This is a genomic window from Myroides profundi (assembly GCF_000833025.1).
Classification (GTDB): domain Bacteria; phylum Bacteroidota; class Bacteroidia; order Flavobacteriales; family Flavobacteriaceae; genus Flavobacterium; species Flavobacterium profundi_A.
The window spans coordinates 3,493,724-3,511,471 of the sequence record NZ_CP010817.1 but is presented as its reverse complement, the minus strand read 5'-3'; the positions used below and the strand labels follow the sequence as shown (position 1 = coordinate 3,511,471).

The 17,748-nt window shown below is 35.5% G+C and carries 18 protein-coding genes; 14 read left to right on the top strand and 4 right to left on the bottom strand.

Translation table 11 applies throughout. The annotated features are described in order from the left end of the window. The first annotated feature begins 129 nt into the window (after positions 1-129). Both MPR_RS15560 and MPR_RS15555 read left to right on the top strand, forming a co-directional pair. The gene (locus tag MPR_RS15560; protein ID WP_041894094.1) at positions 130-1,002 is read left to right on the top strand and encodes a pirin family protein; all 873 of its coding nucleotides are present in this window, start codon (positions 130-132) and stop codon (positions 1,000-1,002) included. Positions 1,003-1,172: 170 nt separating this feature from the next. Beyond that, positions 1,173-1,718 carry a hypothetical protein gene (locus MPR_RS15555; protein ID WP_041894091.1) on the top strand — a complete coding sequence of 182 codons (546 nt, stop codon included), beginning with the start codon at positions 1,173-1,175 and terminating at the stop codon, positions 1,716-1,718. Between the two features lie 187 nt (positions 1,719-1,905). Here the strand turns inward: MPR_RS15555 and MPR_RS15550 are convergent, their stop codons facing one another. Then, positions 1,906-3,933 carry a M3 family metallopeptidase gene (locus tag MPR_RS15550; RefSeq protein WP_041894088.1) on the bottom strand — a complete coding sequence of 676 codons (2,028 nt, stop codon included), beginning with the start codon at positions 3,931-3,933 and terminating at the stop codon, positions 1,906-1,908. Between the two features lie 158 nt (positions 3,934-4,091). On the opposite strand from MPR_RS15550, the gene MPR_RS15545 reads away from it, so the two are divergent. Together MPR_RS15545 and MPR_RS15540 are read left to right on the top strand one after the other, a co-directional pair. Beyond that, positions 4,092-5,168: an acyl-CoA dehydrogenase family protein gene (locus MPR_RS15545; protein ID WP_041894086.1), complete on the top strand. Its 1,077-nt coding sequence runs from the start codon at positions 4,092-4,094 to the stop codon at positions 5,166-5,168. A 105-nt stretch (positions 5,169-5,273) separates the two neighbouring features. Next, positions 5,274-6,338 carry an acyl-CoA dehydrogenase family protein gene (locus MPR_RS15540; protein ID WP_041894084.1) on the top strand — a complete coding sequence of 355 codons (1,065 nt, stop codon included), beginning with the start codon at positions 5,274-5,276 and terminating at the stop codon, positions 6,336-6,338. A 46-nt stretch (positions 6,339-6,384) separates the two neighbouring features. Here MPR_RS15540 and MPR_RS15535 read toward each other — a convergent pair whose 3' ends face one another. The 3 genes from MPR_RS15535 to MPR_RS15525 all read right to left on the bottom strand — a co-directional run bounded on the left by MPR_RS15535 (position 6,385) and on the right by MPR_RS15525 (position 8,567). Continuing rightward, a complete protein-coding gene (locus MPR_RS15535) occupies positions 6,385-6,759 on the bottom strand; it encodes a four helix bundle protein (protein WP_016650406.1) in 375 nt (124 codons plus the stop codon). Between the two features lie 162 nt (positions 6,760-6,921). Then, on the bottom strand, positions 6,922-7,407 hold the full coding sequence (purE, locus tag MPR_RS15530) for a 5-(carboxyamino)imidazole ribonucleotide mutase (protein ID WP_006264727.1): 486 nt from the start codon (positions 7,405-7,407) through the stop codon (positions 6,922-6,924). A 5-nt stretch (positions 7,408-7,412) separates the two neighbouring features. Continuing rightward, positions 7,413-8,567 (bottom strand): 5-(carboxyamino)imidazole ribonucleotide synthase, encoded by a 1,155-nt coding sequence (locus MPR_RS15525; protein ID WP_006262083.1) that lies wholly within the window; start codon positions 8,565-8,567, stop codon positions 7,413-7,415. 1,001 nt (positions 8,568-9,568) lie between these two features. Between MPR_RS15525 and hpt the strand changes: the two genes are divergently transcribed. The 10 genes from hpt to mnhG all read left to right on the top strand — a co-directional run bounded on the left by hpt (position 9,569) and on the right by mnhG (position 17,730). Next, positions 9,569-10,102: a hypoxanthine phosphoribosyltransferase gene (hpt, locus tag MPR_RS18970; protein WP_006259520.1), complete on the top strand. Its 534-nt coding sequence runs from the start codon at positions 9,569-9,571 to the stop codon at positions 10,100-10,102. A 30-nt stretch (positions 10,103-10,132) separates the two neighbouring features. Then, positions 10,133-10,708: an adenylate kinase gene (locus MPR_RS18965; protein ID WP_006259519.1), complete on the top strand. Its 576-nt coding sequence runs from the start codon at positions 10,133-10,135 to the stop codon at positions 10,706-10,708. Positions 10,709-10,796: 88 nt separating this feature from the next. Further along, on the top strand, positions 10,797-11,798 hold the full coding sequence (gene obgE / locus MPR_RS15510) for a GTPase ObgE (RefSeq protein WP_006259518.1): 1,002 nt from the start codon (positions 10,797-10,799) through the stop codon (positions 11,796-11,798). 163 nt (positions 11,799-11,961) lie between these two features. Then, positions 11,962-14,274: a hydrogen gas-evolving membrane-bound hydrogenase subunit E gene (gene mbhE, locus MPR_RS15505; RefSeq protein ID WP_041894079.1), complete on the top strand. Its 2,313-nt coding sequence runs from the start codon at positions 11,962-11,964 to the stop codon at positions 14,272-14,274. Continuing rightward, the gene (locus MPR_RS15500; protein ID WP_041894075.1) at positions 14,258-14,701 is read left to right on the top strand and encodes a Na+/H+ antiporter subunit B; all 444 of its coding nucleotides are present in this window, start codon (positions 14,258-14,260) and stop codon (positions 14,699-14,701) included. Before mbhE ends, MPR_RS15500 begins: the two co-directional genes overlap by 17 nt. An 11-nt stretch (positions 14,702-14,712) precedes the next feature. Next, positions 14,713-15,066, top strand: coding sequence for a Na+/H+ antiporter subunit C (locus tag MPR_RS15495; protein WP_006259515.1), 354 nt, complete (start codon positions 14,713-14,715; stop codon positions 15,064-15,066). After that, positions 15,063-16,574: a proton-conducting transporter transmembrane domain-containing protein gene (locus MPR_RS15490; protein WP_041894072.1), complete on the top strand. Its 1,512-nt coding sequence runs from the start codon at positions 15,063-15,065 to the stop codon at positions 16,572-16,574. Before MPR_RS15495 ends, MPR_RS15490 begins: the two co-directional genes overlap by 4 nt. Before the next feature lie 7 nt (positions 16,575-16,581). Beyond that, a complete protein-coding gene (locus MPR_RS15485; protein ID WP_006259513.1) occupies positions 16,582-17,064 on the top strand; it encodes a Na+/H+ antiporter subunit E in 483 nt (160 codons plus the stop codon). Beyond that, on the top strand, positions 17,061-17,336 hold the full coding sequence (locus MPR_RS15480) for a cation:proton antiporter (RefSeq protein ID WP_006259512.1): 276 nt from the start codon (positions 17,061-17,063) through the stop codon (positions 17,334-17,336). The genes MPR_RS15485 and MPR_RS15480 overlap by 4 nt, the downstream gene beginning before the upstream one ends. Further along, positions 17,329-17,730 (top strand): monovalent cation/H(+) antiporter subunit G, encoded by a 402-nt coding sequence (gene mnhG / locus MPR_RS15475; RefSeq protein WP_041894068.1) that lies wholly within the window; start codon positions 17,329-17,331, stop codon positions 17,728-17,730. The genes MPR_RS15480 and mnhG overlap by 8 nt, the downstream gene beginning before the upstream one ends. Positions 17,731-17,748 lie beyond the last annotated feature (18 nt).

Below are 17,748 nucleotides of genomic sequence, written 5' to 3'. Positions count from 1 at the left end.
GCTAGATAAATAAACAGAAGGAGGTTTGCTGAGGTAAACCTCCTTTTTTATGAGGTATACTTCTTGTTGTAGGTTAAGTGTTTAAGGGGTGATGAGGTTGTAAATTTGTAATACAAAAAACAAAGAGATATGAAAACAAGAAATATTAAACAAGTAGTAAAACCACAACCAGCACACTTTGTAGGAGATGGTTTTAGAGTGCACAACTTTATTCCAAGTATGCCTAATATGAATATGCAACAGATGGATCCTTTCATCATGTTTGATTATAATTCTAAATACACATTTGGACCTTCAGAAATCCCAAGAGGAGTAGGAGTACACACACATAAAGGATTTGAAACTGTTACAATAGCATATAAAGGACGTGTAGAGCATGGAGATAGCAGCGGTGGTGGAGGTATCATAGGAGAAGGTGATGTACAGTGGATGACTGCAGCGTCAGGAGTTTTACACAAAGAGTTTCATGAAACAGAATGGAGTAAAACAGGTGGTGAGTTTCAAATGGTACAGTTATGGGTAAACTTAAAGAGAGAGGATAAAAAAGGGCCTGCTAAATATCAAGCAATAGAACATGATAAAATGGCCAAATATACATTGCCTAACGGTGAAGGGGTAATTGAAGTGATAGCAGGAGACTATAATGGAACTAAAGGTACAGCTTCTACATTCTCACCTATTCATATGTACAATTTAAAAGCAAAAGTAGGTACAAGTACTAACTTTAGCTTTCCTTCAGGGTACACTACTTTATTGTTAGTGTTAGAAGGTGAAGTAAAAGTAAATGGAACAGTAGTAGCTACAGATCATGTGGCTCATATGGAGAGAGAAGGAGAAGAGTTTACAGTAGAAGTTACTAAAGATGCTGTAGTCTTAGTAATCTCAGGAGAGCCTTTAAATGAACCAATCGCACATTATGGACCATTCGTAATGAATACAACAGATGAGTTAGTACAAGCAGTAGATGACTTTAACTCTGGGAAGTTTGGAGATCTAGCATAATAATAAATTTCATAATAAGTAAGGAGACTATATTTTTATAGTGGTTTTGTTTTGGTGAAGGGAGAGGTATTGATTATCTCTCCTTTCTTTTTTGGAGTGTAAAATAGCTGTTTATAGCTATTGTATATTTACTTGGTATATTTTTACATTTGTCGTATTAATCAATAGGTATGAAAAAAGTAGGAATTACATTATTTGCACTAGCACTTTTAACAGTTAGTTGCAAGGATAAAGAGGTGAAAACAGAAGTAGTAGAAGAGACTCAAATCGTGACTCCTCAAGTACAGTCAGAGACAGCTGACTTAAAGTTAGCCGCAGACAATATGGATGCCTACATGGAGTCAGAAGATAAGATGATGACTTCTTTAGGAGATGCAGATCAATTGCGTCTTCAAAAGGCAATACAAATCATCGGAAATATGAATGTCATCTATACAGAAGACGATGGAATAGATCATGATAAGACAGATGCAGCTTTCTTAAAAGAAGTAGGAGGTAAAACTTTTAAAGAAGTATGTAAAGTAGCAGAAGCATATCTTAAAGCTGATCAACAACGCGAGTTTGACCGTATCAATGGAATATTAGGAAGTATAAAGGATCCTAAAGCAGATGCTGATGTAGAGCGTTATAATGAGGCACAACACGATCTTAAAGAAGCTAATAAAATACCTATTACACTAGATGCTTATACCTATAGTGAAGAGTGTTTTTTATAGTTTACAATTGATGATTAGTAGTTTGCTGTAGAGACGGCAATACATTGCGTCTACCACCTAGTAACCACAATATAGATAATTCTTAATAAAACAACTAAGCCCATTGCAACGCAATGGGCTTAGTTGTTCAATGTAGCTAACAGCTAAACGGTCTACAGCTGTTAACTGTAAACCGTCCACCGTTAGTCTATAACAATCCCGCTCTTTTTAATAAAGCATCAGGAGTAGGTTCTTGACCTCTGAATTTCTTGTATAATGTCATTGGGTGATCAGTGCCTCCCTGAGATAATACATAATCTTTAAACTTAGTAGCTACTTCTTTATTGAAGATACCATTGTCTTTGAAATATGCGAATGCATCAGCATCCAATACCTCTGCCCATTTATAACTGTAGTATCCAGATGAGTAACCACCTTGGAAGATATGAGAAAATGAAGTACTCATTGCATTCTCTTTTACATCAGGATATTGTTGAGTAGAGGCAAATTGTTTTGTTTCGAAGTCTTTTAGACTTGTGATTGTTGTAGGGTCTTGACCATGCCATCCCATATCTAATAAACCGAAGCTCAACTGACGTACTGTAGCTATTCCTTCTAAGAAGCTCGCACTCTCTTTGATCTTTTCTACTAATTCCATAGGGATAGTCTCTCCTGTCTGATAGTGTTTAGCGAATAGCTCTAAAGCTTCTTTCTCATAACACCAGTTCTCCATCACTTGACTTGGCAATTCTACGAAGTCCCAATACACATTAGTCCCAGACAACGATGGATAAGTTGTATTTGCTAACATACCATGTAATGCATGTCCAAACTCGTGGAATAGAGTCGTCACTTCGTTAAATGTAAGTAGCGATGGCTTAGTAGCGGTTGGCTTAGTGAAGTTACACACGATAGAGATATGCGGTCTTTCATTGATACCATCTTTGATGTATTGGTTCTTGAATGAAGTCATCCATGCACCGTTTCTCTTTCCTTTGCGTGGGAAGAAGTCTGTATAGAATACCGCTATGAAATCTCCTTGTTCGTTCGTTACTTCAAATGTACGCACATCTGCATGATACTTCTCTATAGAGTGTACTTCAGTGAATACTAATCCGTATAGCTTATTCGCCACTTGGTAAGCACCGTCTAATACATTCTCTAACTGGAAGTATGGTTTAAGTAATTCGTCATCTAAGCTAAAACGCTCTTGCTTTAACTTCTCAGAATAATATGAACCATCCCATTTCTCTAATACATCTACTTTGTCTGCTTTTTGAGCAAAAGCAGTTAATTCAGCAAACTCTTTATCCGCAGCAGGCTTAGCCTTTGCTAATAACTCCTCTAAGAAAGCATTTACCTTATCAGGGCTCTGTGCCATACGCTCTTCTAATACGAAGTGAGCATGTGTAGCATATCCTAGTAGATTAGCTCTCTCATGACGTAGGTTTACGATCTTTAAGACATTAGCCTCATTGTTGTGTTCGTTATCTTGAAAGGCTTTTTTACCTGAAGCGATAGCCATCTCTTTACGCAACTCACGATTATCAGCATAGGTCATAAAAGGGATATAACTAGGATAGTCTAATGTGAATATCCATCCCTCTTTACCTTCTTGTTCAGCTAAAGCTTTTGCCTCTTCTACAGCACCTTCAGGAAGACCAGCCAAGTCTTTCTCGGCTGTGATGTGTAGTTGGTATTTATGTGTTTCTGCTAATACGTTTTCTCCAAACTTTAAGGCTGTAGTAGACAGTTCAGCATCTATTGCTCTTAATCTTTCTTTTTTATCTTCTGATAACAATGCACCATTGCGGACAAAGCTTTTATAATTCTTTGTCAATAAGGTTTCTTGTTCTATAGTAAGGTTTAGTGTCTCTTTTTGTTCATAAACTGCTTTTACGCGTTTAAATAACTCTTCGTTTAAAGAGATATCATTGCCTAATGCAGATAACATTGGAGCTACCTCTTGCGCTATTTTCTGCATCTCATCATTGGTCTCAGCCGAGTTCAGGTTAAAGAAGATATTAGATAATACATCTAATTCCATTCCTGAGTAGGCTAATGCCTCTAGCGTATTCTCAAAGGTAGGTGTTGCAACGTTAGCAGTAATAGCGTCTATCTCTGCTTTTGTATCTTGTATTGCTTTTTGGAAAGCAGGTATATAGTCTTCCGTTTTAATTTGGGTAAATGGTGCTGTACCATGTACGGTGTTAAATGGATAGTTCAATGCCGACATATTTTCTAATTTATTTATATAGTATAAAAGTAAGTTTTTTTTAAATAATGGCTTGTTAATAATATTGGAATGTTTTTTGCACTAGGTGTGAATAATCACATATTAATAGTTTTTTAGAATTAATATGTTTGTTATAATAAGTAATTAATCAATATGTTATGATGCAAATATCATCCAAGGATATAGATATTCTTAGAAGTGAAGTAGGTGAATCTATTAAATTAGGAACATTAACGGATAAGCAATTACAAGTTATCTATGATAATAAGTTGTTTAATATGTTTGTGCCAGAATATTTAGGTGGACTAGGAGTAAGTCTGATTGAGGCTTTGCAAGTGGAAGAACAGTTAGCTAGAGTAGATGGTAGTCTAGGATGGACAGTGACCATGTGCGCAGGGGCTAATATGTTTGTAGGGTATTTAGAGAGCTTTCTTGCTAAAATGATTTTTCAAGATCCGAAGGTGTGTTTTGGAGGAAGTGGACAGATAGATGGTATCGCTAAGGTATCTAGAGATGGGTATATTGTGAACGGTACTTGGGATTATATCGTAGGGTTGCCCCATTGTACTGTATTGACTTTAAACTGTCAGATAGAAGAGAAAGGAGAATTGCTTTATAATGAAGACGGTTCGCCTTATTTTAAAACGTTTTTCTTTTTCCCAAAAGAAGTAACTGTTATTGAGGATTGGCAGTCTATTGGGCTGAAGGCTACTGCGAGTCATAGCGTTAAGATTAAGGAGTTTAGGGTGAGTAGCAATAGAGCCTTTGAGATAGATAGTAATCATCCTGTTATTAATGAACAGACCTATCAGTACCCCTTTATGTCGTTTGCATTATTAACTTTGACTGCTAACCATTTAGGAATGCAAGAGCATTTTATGGATGAACTGAAAAAGTATTTTACAGGAGAATTATATAATAAGTACTTCGAATTTAAAGCAGAGTTGTTCTACCAATATGAAGAAAAGTTTATAGAGAGAAGAGCCGCTTTCTATAGCTTGGTCCAGTCTTCTAGTGAAGAGATTCTATTGAATGGGAAATTATCAGATCAGACGAGTGCAGCTATAGATAAGATGTGTAAAGATCTTGTTTATAAAGGGCGTAACGCTGTTCTGAAGGTTGTACCTTATTTAGGAATGGGGGCTATGGACTATACCACAGAGATGAACCGTATCATAGGAGATATTCTTACAGCGAGTCAGTTTAGTTTATTGTTACCTGATAGTTTAGAATAGAGAAAAATAGGTCAATAGAAGAGATCTCATCAGTATTACTGATGAGGTCTTTTTTGTTTAAAGTGTTTTAATGCGGTAGCTTTGTTGTAGACAAAACAACATATTATGAAACAGTATCTAAGTGATGCCGATGTGCAAATACTTAAAGACAATATAACTACAGCAGAACAATTAGGTCATCTAACAGAAGAACAACTAGAAGTGCTGTATAGAAACAATTTATTCAACCTATTTGTGCCTAAACAATATAATGGTTTAGAAGTAGACTTTATCGATGCGTTAAGAGTAGAAGAGCAGTTAGCAGTTATAGATGGGAGTTTAGGATGGACCGTGACACTATGTGCAGGAGCTAATATGTTTGTAGGATTTTTAGATGCTAATGAAAGTAACAAAGTTTTTCAGGATACAAAAGTGTGTTTTGGTGGCAGTGGTAAGGTGAGTGGAGTAGCAAGAGAAGATGGAGAGTATTATCTTATCAATGGGACTTGGGATATCGTAACAGGATTACACCATTGCACAGTTTTTACAGCGAATTGCCATCTCGAAGTCAACGGGGAATTGCAGTATGATGTAGAGGGTAGACCTGTATACAAGTCATTTTTCTTTTTGCCTTCTGAAGTAATAACTAAGAATAGTTGGGATACTTTAGGACTAATAGCTACAGGGAGTCATTCTATCGTAGCAAAAGAATTACGCGTACCTAAATCACGCAGTTTTAGTATCACAAGTGAGGCGTGTACTATTGACACCCCACTTTATAAGTTCCCGTTTTATCCGTTTGCAAAGTTTACATTAGCTGTGAATCAGTTGGGAATGCAATACCACTTTCTACAAGAAGTAGAGGTATATTTTAATAAACTCAAAAGAGGCGCTTATGAACAGTTCCAAACAGAATTGTTAGTGAAACTACAGGCAGCATATCACGCGCGTAGAGAAGCTTTTTATGATTTAGCATCTACGTCATGGCAGAAAGTACAAGAGGGTACTGAGCTAACAGAAGTAGAGTGTAATGCTATAGATAAACTGTGTAAAGAAGTGGTGTATCAAGGGAGAGATGAGGTGATACAGAACTTACCTTATTTAGGTATGTACGGGGTGAATAATAACTCTCCTATAAGTAGAATCGTCAGAGATATCTTAACCGCATGCCAACACAGCCTGTTTCTTTAATTACGATTTTCAAATTACGAATTAAGAATTACGAAAGCTTAAATACCTATTTATTCTGTGTAACTCTTTCTTTATTTTGTATAGTAATTCTGATACTACCAATGATTTTTAGAATCTCATCTAAATCCTGAAGTAAGCTGTTTTTCTCACGAATAGTCAAAAAGTCTGTGTCTGCTAATAATCTAATCCAGTAATGAGTTTCACGAGCTTCTTTATAAGCAATAGATAATTTAGCGTAGAAGTCTTTTTCTGTCTGTGCACCAAGGGCTTCTTCAACATTAGCACCTATAGAAGTACCAGAACGAAGAAGTTGTTTGCTTAGTACATATTCTTTTTTAGTCGCAGATAGATGTTTATATAGGCGGATGGTTCTTACAGCAAAATCATAAGTTTTAGTCTGTATTATATTTTCTTGTTTCATAAAGTAACAAGGTAGTTATAGGTTTTAAAGTAATAATAACCGAAATATGAAGTAATATACTTACTCCATATTTCGGTTATATCTAAGTTGCTGAGTCATCCCTCACCCGTAGGGTGATGATTCTTAATTTTTAATTTATAATTCTTAATTTAAATAAAAGGTCTAAAGACCTTTTATTTCGGTTGCTGCTTTAAGCACCGCTTCTCTTAATCCATTTTTATAGTCTACCATCTTATTGCGAAGGTCCTCGTTTTGACTACCTAATATCTGTATCGCTAGAAGACCAGCATTTTTAGCACCATTAAGGGCTACTGTAGCTACAGGTACACCACCAGGCATCTGTAAGATAGATAGTACACTGTCCCATCCGTCGATAGAGTTACTAGATTTAACAGGTACTCCGATCACAGGAAGTGGAGACATAGAAGCTACCATACCAGGTAAGTGTGCTGCTCCTCCTGCTCCTGCGATGATCACATTGATACCACGCTTATGAGCATTAGAAGAGAAGTCTACTAGTTTCTCAGGTGTTCTGTGAGCAGATACGATATCCACTTCTACTTCTACACCGAATTCTTTAATAATATTGATTGCATCTTGCATTACAGGCATATCAGATGTACTGCCCATTACTACTGCTATTTTCATAAGATTTATTTGCTGATTACTTTAATAGTTTCTTTTACTTGCTGCGCTATTTCTCTAGCTTTAACCATATCACTATTCACGATTGTTACATGTCCCATTTTTCTAAAAGGACGAGTCTCGCGTTTACCATAGATATGAGGAGTCACACCTTCTATCGCTAAGATATCTTCCATTCCTTCATAGTAAACTTGACCCGTATAGCCTTCAGCACCTACTAAGTTTACCATGATACCAGCCACTTTGCTATCTGTATTCCCTAATGGCAAATCTAGAATAGCACGGATGTGTTGTTCGAATTGAGAAGTATAGCTTGCCTCTATAGAGTAGTGCCCAGAGTTATGAGGACGAGGAGCTACTTCATTCACTAGTACATCGTCATCTTGCGTTTGGAACATCTCCACAGCCAATAAACCTACATGATTAAATTTCTCAGAAACTTGAAGAGCGATAGCTCTTGCCTTATCTGCTACAGCGCTATCGATACGCGCAGGACAAATCACATATTCTACTTGGTTAGCCTCTGGGTGGAATTCCATTTCTACTACAGGATACGTTTTGATTTCTCCAGAAGCAGAACGAGCTACGATAACAGCTAATTCATTTTTAAAAGGAACCATCACTTCAGCGATACACTCTACATTAGGTAGTGCATCTAAGTCAGTAATCGTGCGAACTACTTTTACTCCATTACCATCATACCCAAACTGAGCTGACTTCCATACGAATGGCATCGTTACTTCATTAGCTGTAGCTGCTGTTTTTAGAGCTTCTATATCAGAGAATCTCTTATAAGGAGCAGTTGGGATATTATGAGTAGTATAGAAATCTTTTTGATTTCCTTTATTTTGGATTAATCGAAGTGTCTTAGGAGAAGGGAATACTTTAAGCCCTTCTTCTTCTAACTTATCTAGTGCATCTAAGTTGACATTTTCTATTTCGATCGTTAAGACATCCACTGTTTTACCGAAGCGATAAACAGTTTCAAAATCCATTAAATCCCCTTGGAAGAACTGATGTGCTCCATACTGAGAGGGTGCATCTTTACTAGGGTCTAGTACATTGGTAGCGATGTCAAATTTACGAGTGTCATATAGGAGCATTTTACCTAATTGACCTCCTCCTAATATTCCCAAACGGAAATCAGTAGAAAAGTAATTCATTGTGTAGTTGTATTGTTATTGAGCAAAGATAATTTAAAAATATAAAAGAGTAAGTCTAAAATTCACCTCATGCCTAGTTTGGTTTTATATTTAAGGGTAAGATGTAATGAACATTGATTTTGAAAAGAGCTTATTCTGTTTTAAAAAGGTTTTGAATAGCTTACTCTGGTTATCTAGAGTATGTTATTGGATGGAGCTGATATAAAATATAGGTGTAAAGATTATAGGGGAAGATGTGTCTTTTTTACCTTTTTGGAAGGGGTGGTCGGCATGTGGTCGGCTTAAAAGTACCAAAAATAGCCTATCACTACCCGAGCAGATTGATATCACTTACTGATCAAGGTATATATGAATGGAGAATAGTGGAATAGTTCAAGGGGTATGAATGTATTAATGATGGATTGGGATATTGTTTATGTGGAAGTAAGAGTTTTATACATTATATCTAAGTATAAGAGGATATCGTAGAAGAGATAATGAGAGTTTGATAAGAATAGAATTATATTCTCGTAAGAAATAGCGTGAAAAGTTTTTTTACAGAAGTACTATTTGTATAGTTAAGAAAGGAGGTTCTTGTGATTAATTTTTAGTTAATATGTTGTTTGTTTGATGATAGTTATAGTTTTGTGGGGTATTGATTGGTTATTTTTTATTTCGGTATGGTAATAAAATATTAAATAAATATTTTTTAGTTAAAAAAATTAACTTATATTTGGTAGGTTATGAGTTGTGAATTGGCTCATTAAAATTGAAATTACGTTTTAAGTAGTGAAAATAATCTCAACGATAGAACTATAAACTTTGGTTTTAGAGTTAGATTGAATTAGTTTGTTTTAGACGTAGCGTGTAATAGCGCTACGTTTTTTGTTTTTAAAAACAAATGGCCAAAAAGTAAATTATAGAGGTTTATTTTTTGGTTATTTAGGTTAAATCCTTTGCATAGAAACGAATAAACCTGTATTCTTTTTGTATATTTGCAAATTACGAACAACTTCGACACAATGGAAATACAAGTATTGGATAAAGTGTTTGTTCCTTTTATTTCTAGGGAACAGATTGATACTAGATTGCGTGAAATCGCAGAACAAATAGAAATGGATATGAACGGAGATGTTCCTGTATTTATAGGGGTTTTAAACGGTTCGTTTATGGTTATTTCTGATTTGGTGAAGCACTATAAAGGCTCATGTGAAATGAGTTTCGTTAAAATGGCTTCATATATAGGAACTCAATCAACTAATCAAGTTAATCAGTTATTAGGACTTGATATAGATGTTACTGATAGAAGAGTAGTTATTATAGAAGATATCGTAGATACTGGGAATACACTAGTAGCGTTAAAGAAATTATTTGATCAGCATAAGCCTAGTGAAGTACGTATATGTACGCTATGTTTAAAGCCAGAGGCTTATACGAAAGATATTCATTTAGATTATGTAGCTTTTGAGATTGAGAATAAGTTTATCGTAGGATATGGAATGGACTATGATAAGTACGGTAGAAATATACCAGAGATATACCAAATTAAAGAATAAAGATTAGACTAACAGAATAAACAATAAATAATGATTGCAATAGTTTTATTTGGAAAACCAGGTGCTGGGAAAGGTACACAGGCTGAGTTTTTAAAAGAAAAGTATAATTTAACACATATCTCTACAGGAGATGTATTCCGTTTTAACTTAAAAAACGATACTGAGCTAGGTAAACAAGCTAAAGTATATATGGATCAAGGAGAACTAGTTCCAGACAGTGTTACAATTAATATGTTGGCAGAAGAGGTGAGCAAGAATATGGATAAATCAGGATTCTTATTCGATGGTTTTCCTCGTACAATCGCTCAAGCTGAAGCACTAGAAAAACTATTGAATGAGAAAGGAATCACTTTTGCAGGAACTGTAGGTTTAGAGGCTGATGATGATGTATTAGTAGCACGTATCCTAGAGAGAGGTAAGACTAGTGGTAGAGCTGATGACCAAGATGAGGCTAAGATCCGTACACGTTATACAGAGTATAATGAGAAGACAGCTCCTCTTATCGCGTTCTACGAAGCAAAAAATAAATTCTACGCTGTAGATGGAATTGGTTCTATCGAAGAAATTACAGGACGTTTAAGCAAAGTTATAGATACTTTAATATAAGGTACTTTATAACATTCGCTAAAAAATATTACATTTGCCGCCCAATTCCTATTGTATGGTGCAATAAGGACGAAAAAAATTAAAGGAAATGACTGAAGGGAATTTTGTCGATTACGTAAAGATATATGTAGCTTCTGGTAAGGGAGGTAGAGGATCTACACACTTACACAGAGAAAAATTTATTGAAAAAGGTGGGCCTGATGGTGGTGACGGAGGTCGCGGAGGTCACGTATACATAGTCGGAAACGAAGGCTTATGGACTTTATTTCACCTTAAATTTGCACGTCATATTAAAGCAGGTCACGGTGGTGATGGAGGAAGTTCTAGAAGTACAGGGTCAGATGGTGACGATAGAATTATCGAGGTGCCATTAGGAACTGTAGTGAAGGACAAAGAGACAGGTGAAGTATTATTCGAAATTACTGAACACGGCGAAAAGAGAATTGTAGCTGAAGGAGGTAAAGGAGGATTAGGTAACTGGCATTTTAGATCATCTACTAACCAGACTCCTAGATATGCACAACCTGGAATGCCTAGTGAAGAGCTAGATGTTATATTAGAATTAAAAGTATTAGCTGATGTCGGATTAGTAGGATTCCCTAATGCAGGTAAATCTACATTACTATCTGTACTTACTTCAGCTAAACCAAAGATAGCGGATTATCCGTTTACAACACTGAAGCCTAATTTAGGTATCGTGTCGTATAGAGATTTTAAATCTTTTGTGATTGCAGATATTCCTGGTATTATCGAAGGAGCTGCAGAAGGTAAAGGTTTAGGTCATTACTTCTTAAGACATATCGAGAGAAACTCTACTTTATTATTCATGGTGCCTGCGGATGCTGATGATATTAAAAAAGAGTATGACATCTTAATAGATGAGCTAAGAAGATATAATCCAGAAATGCTGGATAAAGATCGTCTTTTAGTAGTTACTAAGTGTGATATGCTAGATGATGAGCTTAAATCAGAATTAAAAGAACAGCTAGATGCTGAATTAGATGGAGTACCATATATGTTTATCTCTTCTGTGGCTCAACAAGGGCTAATGGAGTTAAAGGATAAATTATGGGAAATGTTGAATAAATAAGATTAAATTAAGGGAATTGCCTTTAATTCCCTATTGGCAGGGTGAAGGTGAGAAAAATGTGGATGTTATTTGTTGTTATACGGCAAGTTATAAGTTAAAATTTATTTTTTTTGTATATATTTACATCAAACTGAAAATATATATTTAGAGAAATAAACAAAATATGCTAACATTAATTTTTCTCACTTTTGTACTTGCTTTTGGAGTATTATTTCTAAAGAAGTTTGTACAAACTAAATTTGTAGCATTAATATCCCTACTTCCATTTTCAATTTTTTTATATCTATTATCTTTTTTACGTTCTGTAAAAGACGGATTTAATAGTGTCCTATTTAGCACTGAATGGATTCCTTCATTAGGAATCAATTTAGACTTTAAAATAGACGGTCTATCACTTTTGTTTGGATTATTGATTTCTGGAATTGGAACATTGGTATATTTATATGCTTCTTCTTATTTAAGAGGGCATCCTCTGTTACACCGTTTTATTTGCTACCTCACTGTTTTTATGGGAGCAATGTTAGGAGTAGTCACTTCTGACAATTTAATTACCTTGTTTATTTTTTGGGAGCTTACGAGTATAAGCTCATTCTTCTTGATTGGTTTTAATAATGAAGAAGAAGAATCTAGAACGAGTGCATTATGGGCTTTAGCCATTACAGGATTAGGAGGGTTCTTCTTACTGTCCTTTGGTGTAATCGTAGGAACTATATCCGGAACATATTCTATCCACGAATTATTAGGACAGAGTGATGTGTTACGAGAGAGTCCTTTCTATTTATTAATTATCATTTTCTTATTCATAGCAGCTTTTACTAAGTCTGCACAATTCCCTTTTCACTTTTGGTTGCCAGGAGCGATGAAGGCTCCTACACCAGTATCAGCTTATCTACACTCTGCTACGATGGTGAAGGCGGGTGTGTATCTAGTGGCTAGATTCACTCCTATACTAGGAGGTAAGATGGAGTGGAACACAATCTTACTAGTAGTAGGTGGCGTGACGATGCTATTCGGCGCTTTTCACAGTGTCTTTAGAAAAGATATGAAAGGAATATTAGCTTACTCTACTATATCTGCCTTGGGACTATTAATGTTCTTGTTAGGGATAGGTACTCAGATAGCGCTATATGCTATGGCGGTATTCGTATTAGCACACGCATTGTATAAAGCAGCTTTTTTCTTGATCACAGGTATTATAGATCATGCTTTACATACTCGTGATATTAATGAGTTGGGAGGACTGCGTAAGTATTTCCCTCTGTTAAGTGTTGCAGCCGTTGTTGCTGCATTATCATGTGCAGGTATTCCTCTGACTTTTGGGTTTATTGGGAAAGAGTTGATCTATGAGAGTGGACTTCATTATATGGATGAGACTTTAGCGATGATATTAGTAGGTGCCTTATTCTTCACAAATGTGTTTTTGACGGGCTCAGGTTTCTTAATTGGTATAAAGCCTTTCTTTGGCAAAGCGACTAAGAACGTCTGTATCTCTCATCAACCTGATTGGGCACTTATAGCTCCTCCTGTAGTATTAGGATTCTTTACCTTACTATTAGGAGTATTACCAGCGATAGCGTATCACGAAATCATCTTAGCGACTTTTAGTGCTATGTACGGTTCTGTCGTAGAGATGCCTCTAGCGATATGGCATGGTGTAAATACTAGCTTATTATTAAGTGGATGTACGATAGTGCTAGGTACGATAGTGTATATCATCTTTAAGAGATGGAAGAATCCGTTATGTGTAGTAGAGAACTTCGAGAAGGTATCACCTAAGAATATATTCTCTATCATCGTAGAGTTTTTCAGAGTACTAGCATACCGTTATACTTGGATCTTCCATAACGGATATCTAAGATCTTACCTAGCTGTAATCATTGTTTTCTTTGTGGGATTAGTAGGATATAAGTTATTTGCAGATGTACCACTACGTGTGAACACGACTGGACTGTCTGAGTTCAGAGCTTATGAGTTAGTCGTATTCTTAATTGCTGTTGTAGCAATTGTCTTTGCAATTAATACATCCTCTAGATTGACTGCAATAGCTGCTACTGGAGTAGTGGGATATTGTATCTGTTTAATATTCGTATTCTACGGAGCGCCTGATTTAGGAATGACGCAGTTCGCTATTGATACTTTGACTACTGTACTATTTATTTTGGTACTGTTTAAGTTACCTCCATTCTTAAAATTAGGTAATAGAAAGATACAGTTTAGAGATGCCGTTATTTCTATTGCATTTGGTATTCTGATTTCTATTATCACTTTACAAGCTTTAGTATCTCCAGCAGATAAAGATATCAGTAGATATTATGCAGAGAATGTATATGTACTTGCTAAAGGTAAGAATGTGGTGAACGTTATCTTAGTAGACTTTAGAGGATTTGATACTATGATAGAGACGATAGTATTATCTATCGCGGCATTAGGAGTATTCAGTATGTTAAAATATAGAGAAGATGAAGAACAAAAATAAGTACGATATAAAGAAGCTGGACTCAACGATATTGAGGACAGCGACTAACTATTTATTACCTCTGTTATTATTATTCTCTCTTTTTGTATTACTGAGAGGACATTATTTATCTGGGGGAGGTTTTGTAGGAGGGTTGATAGCGTCTATAGCATTTGTATTACATGCTTTTGCTTATACGACTAGAAGAACGTTAAGACTGTTTCAGATTCCACCGAGAATGTTAATCCCGATAGGCTTGACACTTTCTTTTATAAGTGGTTTTTTGCCTGTAATTTTGGGAAAACCATTTATGACAGGAGTGTGGTTTGCAGATAATGTAGCTGTTATAGGCTCTGTGGGAACTGCCTTGTTTTTTGATATCGGGGTTTATTTAGTAGTGGTTGGTGTAGTGCTGACTATATTATTAACTATTTCAGAAAGTGAATAAAAGAGATAAGTATGGAATTACTATTAGTATTATTAGTTGGAATCTTATATTCTGCAGGGATATACTTGATCTTGCGTAGAAGTATGGTTAAGTTACTTTTAGGATTTATGATGCTAGGTAATGGAGCCAATATATTAATCTTCTTGATGGGGGAATTAACCAAAGGTAAAGCGCCTATCATTAATGGAGAGAGTAAGCATTTTACAGATGTGTACGCAGATCCTGTACCTCAAGCATTAATCTTGACAGCCATAGTTATCAGTTTTGGGTTGACAGCTTTTGCTATTATTCTATTGAAAAAAGTGCATGAGACAACTGGAACAGATGATTTAGATTCACTTAATATCCAAGATTTAGATATATGATTTCGAACTTTATATTAGCACCTATATTTGCGCACATGCTGACGGCTATAGTCCTGTTGTTCTTCTGGAAGAATGTACAGGCACAAAAGACGGTGAGTGTGATAGGTAACATTATCGGCTTCTGTGTGAGTTTGCGATTGTTTACCTTAATATGGGAGAATGGAAATATGACTTTACAAATGGGAGGCTGGGAAGCCCCATTTGGAATTACTTTCGTAGGTGATACCTTGAGCGCTACGATGGTGATGCTTACAGCTATTGTGTCATTAGCTGTAGGTATATACTCAACAGCTGCGACTAATATTAGTCGTATACGATATGGGCACTTCTTTATCTATCACTTCCTAATTATGGGGTTGATGGGAGCCTTTTTGACAGGAGATATATTTAATCTTTATGTGTGGTTTGAAGTAGTGATTATTTCTTCTTTTGTTTTATTGACATTAGGAGGAAAAAAGAGACAGATGGAAGGTGCTGTGAAGTATGTAACTATGAATATGCTAGCTTCAGTAATCTTCTTAACCGCTATCGGGATTCTATATGGGATAACAGGTAGCTTGAATATTGCAGACTTGCCTGAGCATGTAGCAGCAGTGGAAAATAGAGGATTAGTAACAGTGACCGCATTGTTATTCTTTGTTGGTTTTGGTATTAAGTCAGCGGTGTTCCCAATGTACTTTTGGTTGCCATCATCTTACCATACGCCACCATCAGCTATTGGTGCTGTGTTTGGAGGATTGTTGACTAAGATGGGAGTGTATTCTATGATAAGAGTATTCACAGTAGTATTCGAACCTGATGACTTTGTATTACAAGTATTTATAGTTATTGCTATTCTTACGATGATAAGTGGAGCACTAGGAGTAATCAATAAGCGAAATATTAGAAGAATATTATCTTACTTTATTGTTTGTCATATAGGGTATTTGATAGCGGGTATTGGTATATATACAGAGCTAGCTTTTGTAGGAGTAGTGTTTTATCTAATCCATGATGTCATTGTGAAGAGTAACTTCTTTATGATGAGTGGTCTGATACAAAAGATACGTGTAACGCAAGATATTTATCGATTAGGAGGGTTCTATAAGGACTACCCTAAGCTGTCTATCGTCTTTGCGATTATCTTATTCTCTCTAGCAGGTATTCCACCATTGTCTGGGTTCTGGCCAAAGATTCTTTTGTTTCAGGAGGCCTTTAAGCAGGAGAGTTATGTGTTATTAGGAACCTTGATATTTGCGAGCTTTATTACTTTATTTATTGTAGCTCGTATTTGGTCAGAAGTGTTTTGGAAAGATTTGCCAAAACCGAATGCGGAAGAGGTAGATTATTTCGCACCGTTCCATACTAGAGGTAAAATAGCCTTAGTATTACCAGTTATTGGATTAGCTGTAGTATCCTTGTTGATCGGGTTTAATGCTTCTTTTGTATTTAAAGTAGCAGAACGTGTAGCATACGAATTAATGAACCCATCAATCTATATAGAATCAGTAATGCATCATTTAAAATAAGCAGATTATGTTGAAGTACTTTTTACTTAATTTATTATTGACATTTGTCTGGGTTGCTTTAACAGGACAGTTAAATTATTCTAACTTCATCTTTGGAGGTGCAGCAGGATTCTTTATTTTATGGATGCTAACGAGACGATCTAAGCAAGCAGATAAGGAATATTTCTATCGTGTACCGAAGATTATGATCTTTATCCTCTATTTTCTTTATGATATGATGGAGGCTAACTTACGTGTAGCGATAGATGTAATGACACCTAATTATCATACAACACCTGGTATCATTAAGTACAATCTAGATGCTAAGACAGATTTTGAGATTACGATGTTGACCAATATCATTGCCTTAACTCCAGGTACTATGGTGATTGATATTGCAGAAGATAAAAGTTATGTTTATATACATACTATGTATTTAAGAGATAAACACAAGTTTATTAAGAATATGAAAGAGAGAACAGAAACTAAACTATTAGAGATATTGCGATGACAGTAGAAGATTATTTAATATATGTAATTATGCCTATCATCAGCTTGTCTTTAATCTTCATATTTATAAGATTTCTGAAAGGGCCAAGTGTATCAGATAGAGTAGTTGCTCTAGACTTACTGATTACAGTAGGAGTAGGGGTTATTGGAGTGTTTAGCTTGATTGCTAATGATCCAATATTCTTAGATGTGGCAATGATATTAGCGTTAATAGCATTCTTGAGTACAGTGGCTTTTGCCTATTATTTATTAAAAAGGAATAGAGATGATTGATATTGTGATAATGATATTAAGTACTGTAGGAGCAGTATTTGTGTTAATAGCTTCTATAGGAATTGTACGTATGCCTGATTTCTATACAAGACTGTCTATTACGATTAAGGCAGCGACTTTAGGCATTGGTTGTATTCTTACAGCGGCAGCTATACATTTTGCAGAGTTTTCAACAACGACTAAAGTGTTAGCTATTATATTTTTCTTGTTTATCACTTCACCGGTTGCAGCATTCTTAATTGCAAGAACTGCTTATATTACAGGGATAAAACTATGGGATAAGTCTGTAGTAGATGAGTTACAGAATCGATATGATAACCATAATAATATTCCTTTAGACGCTTGTAAAGAGGAAAAGCTAACAGCTGATAAACAATCATCAGACAAAGAATAATTACAACAATTGAGGAGG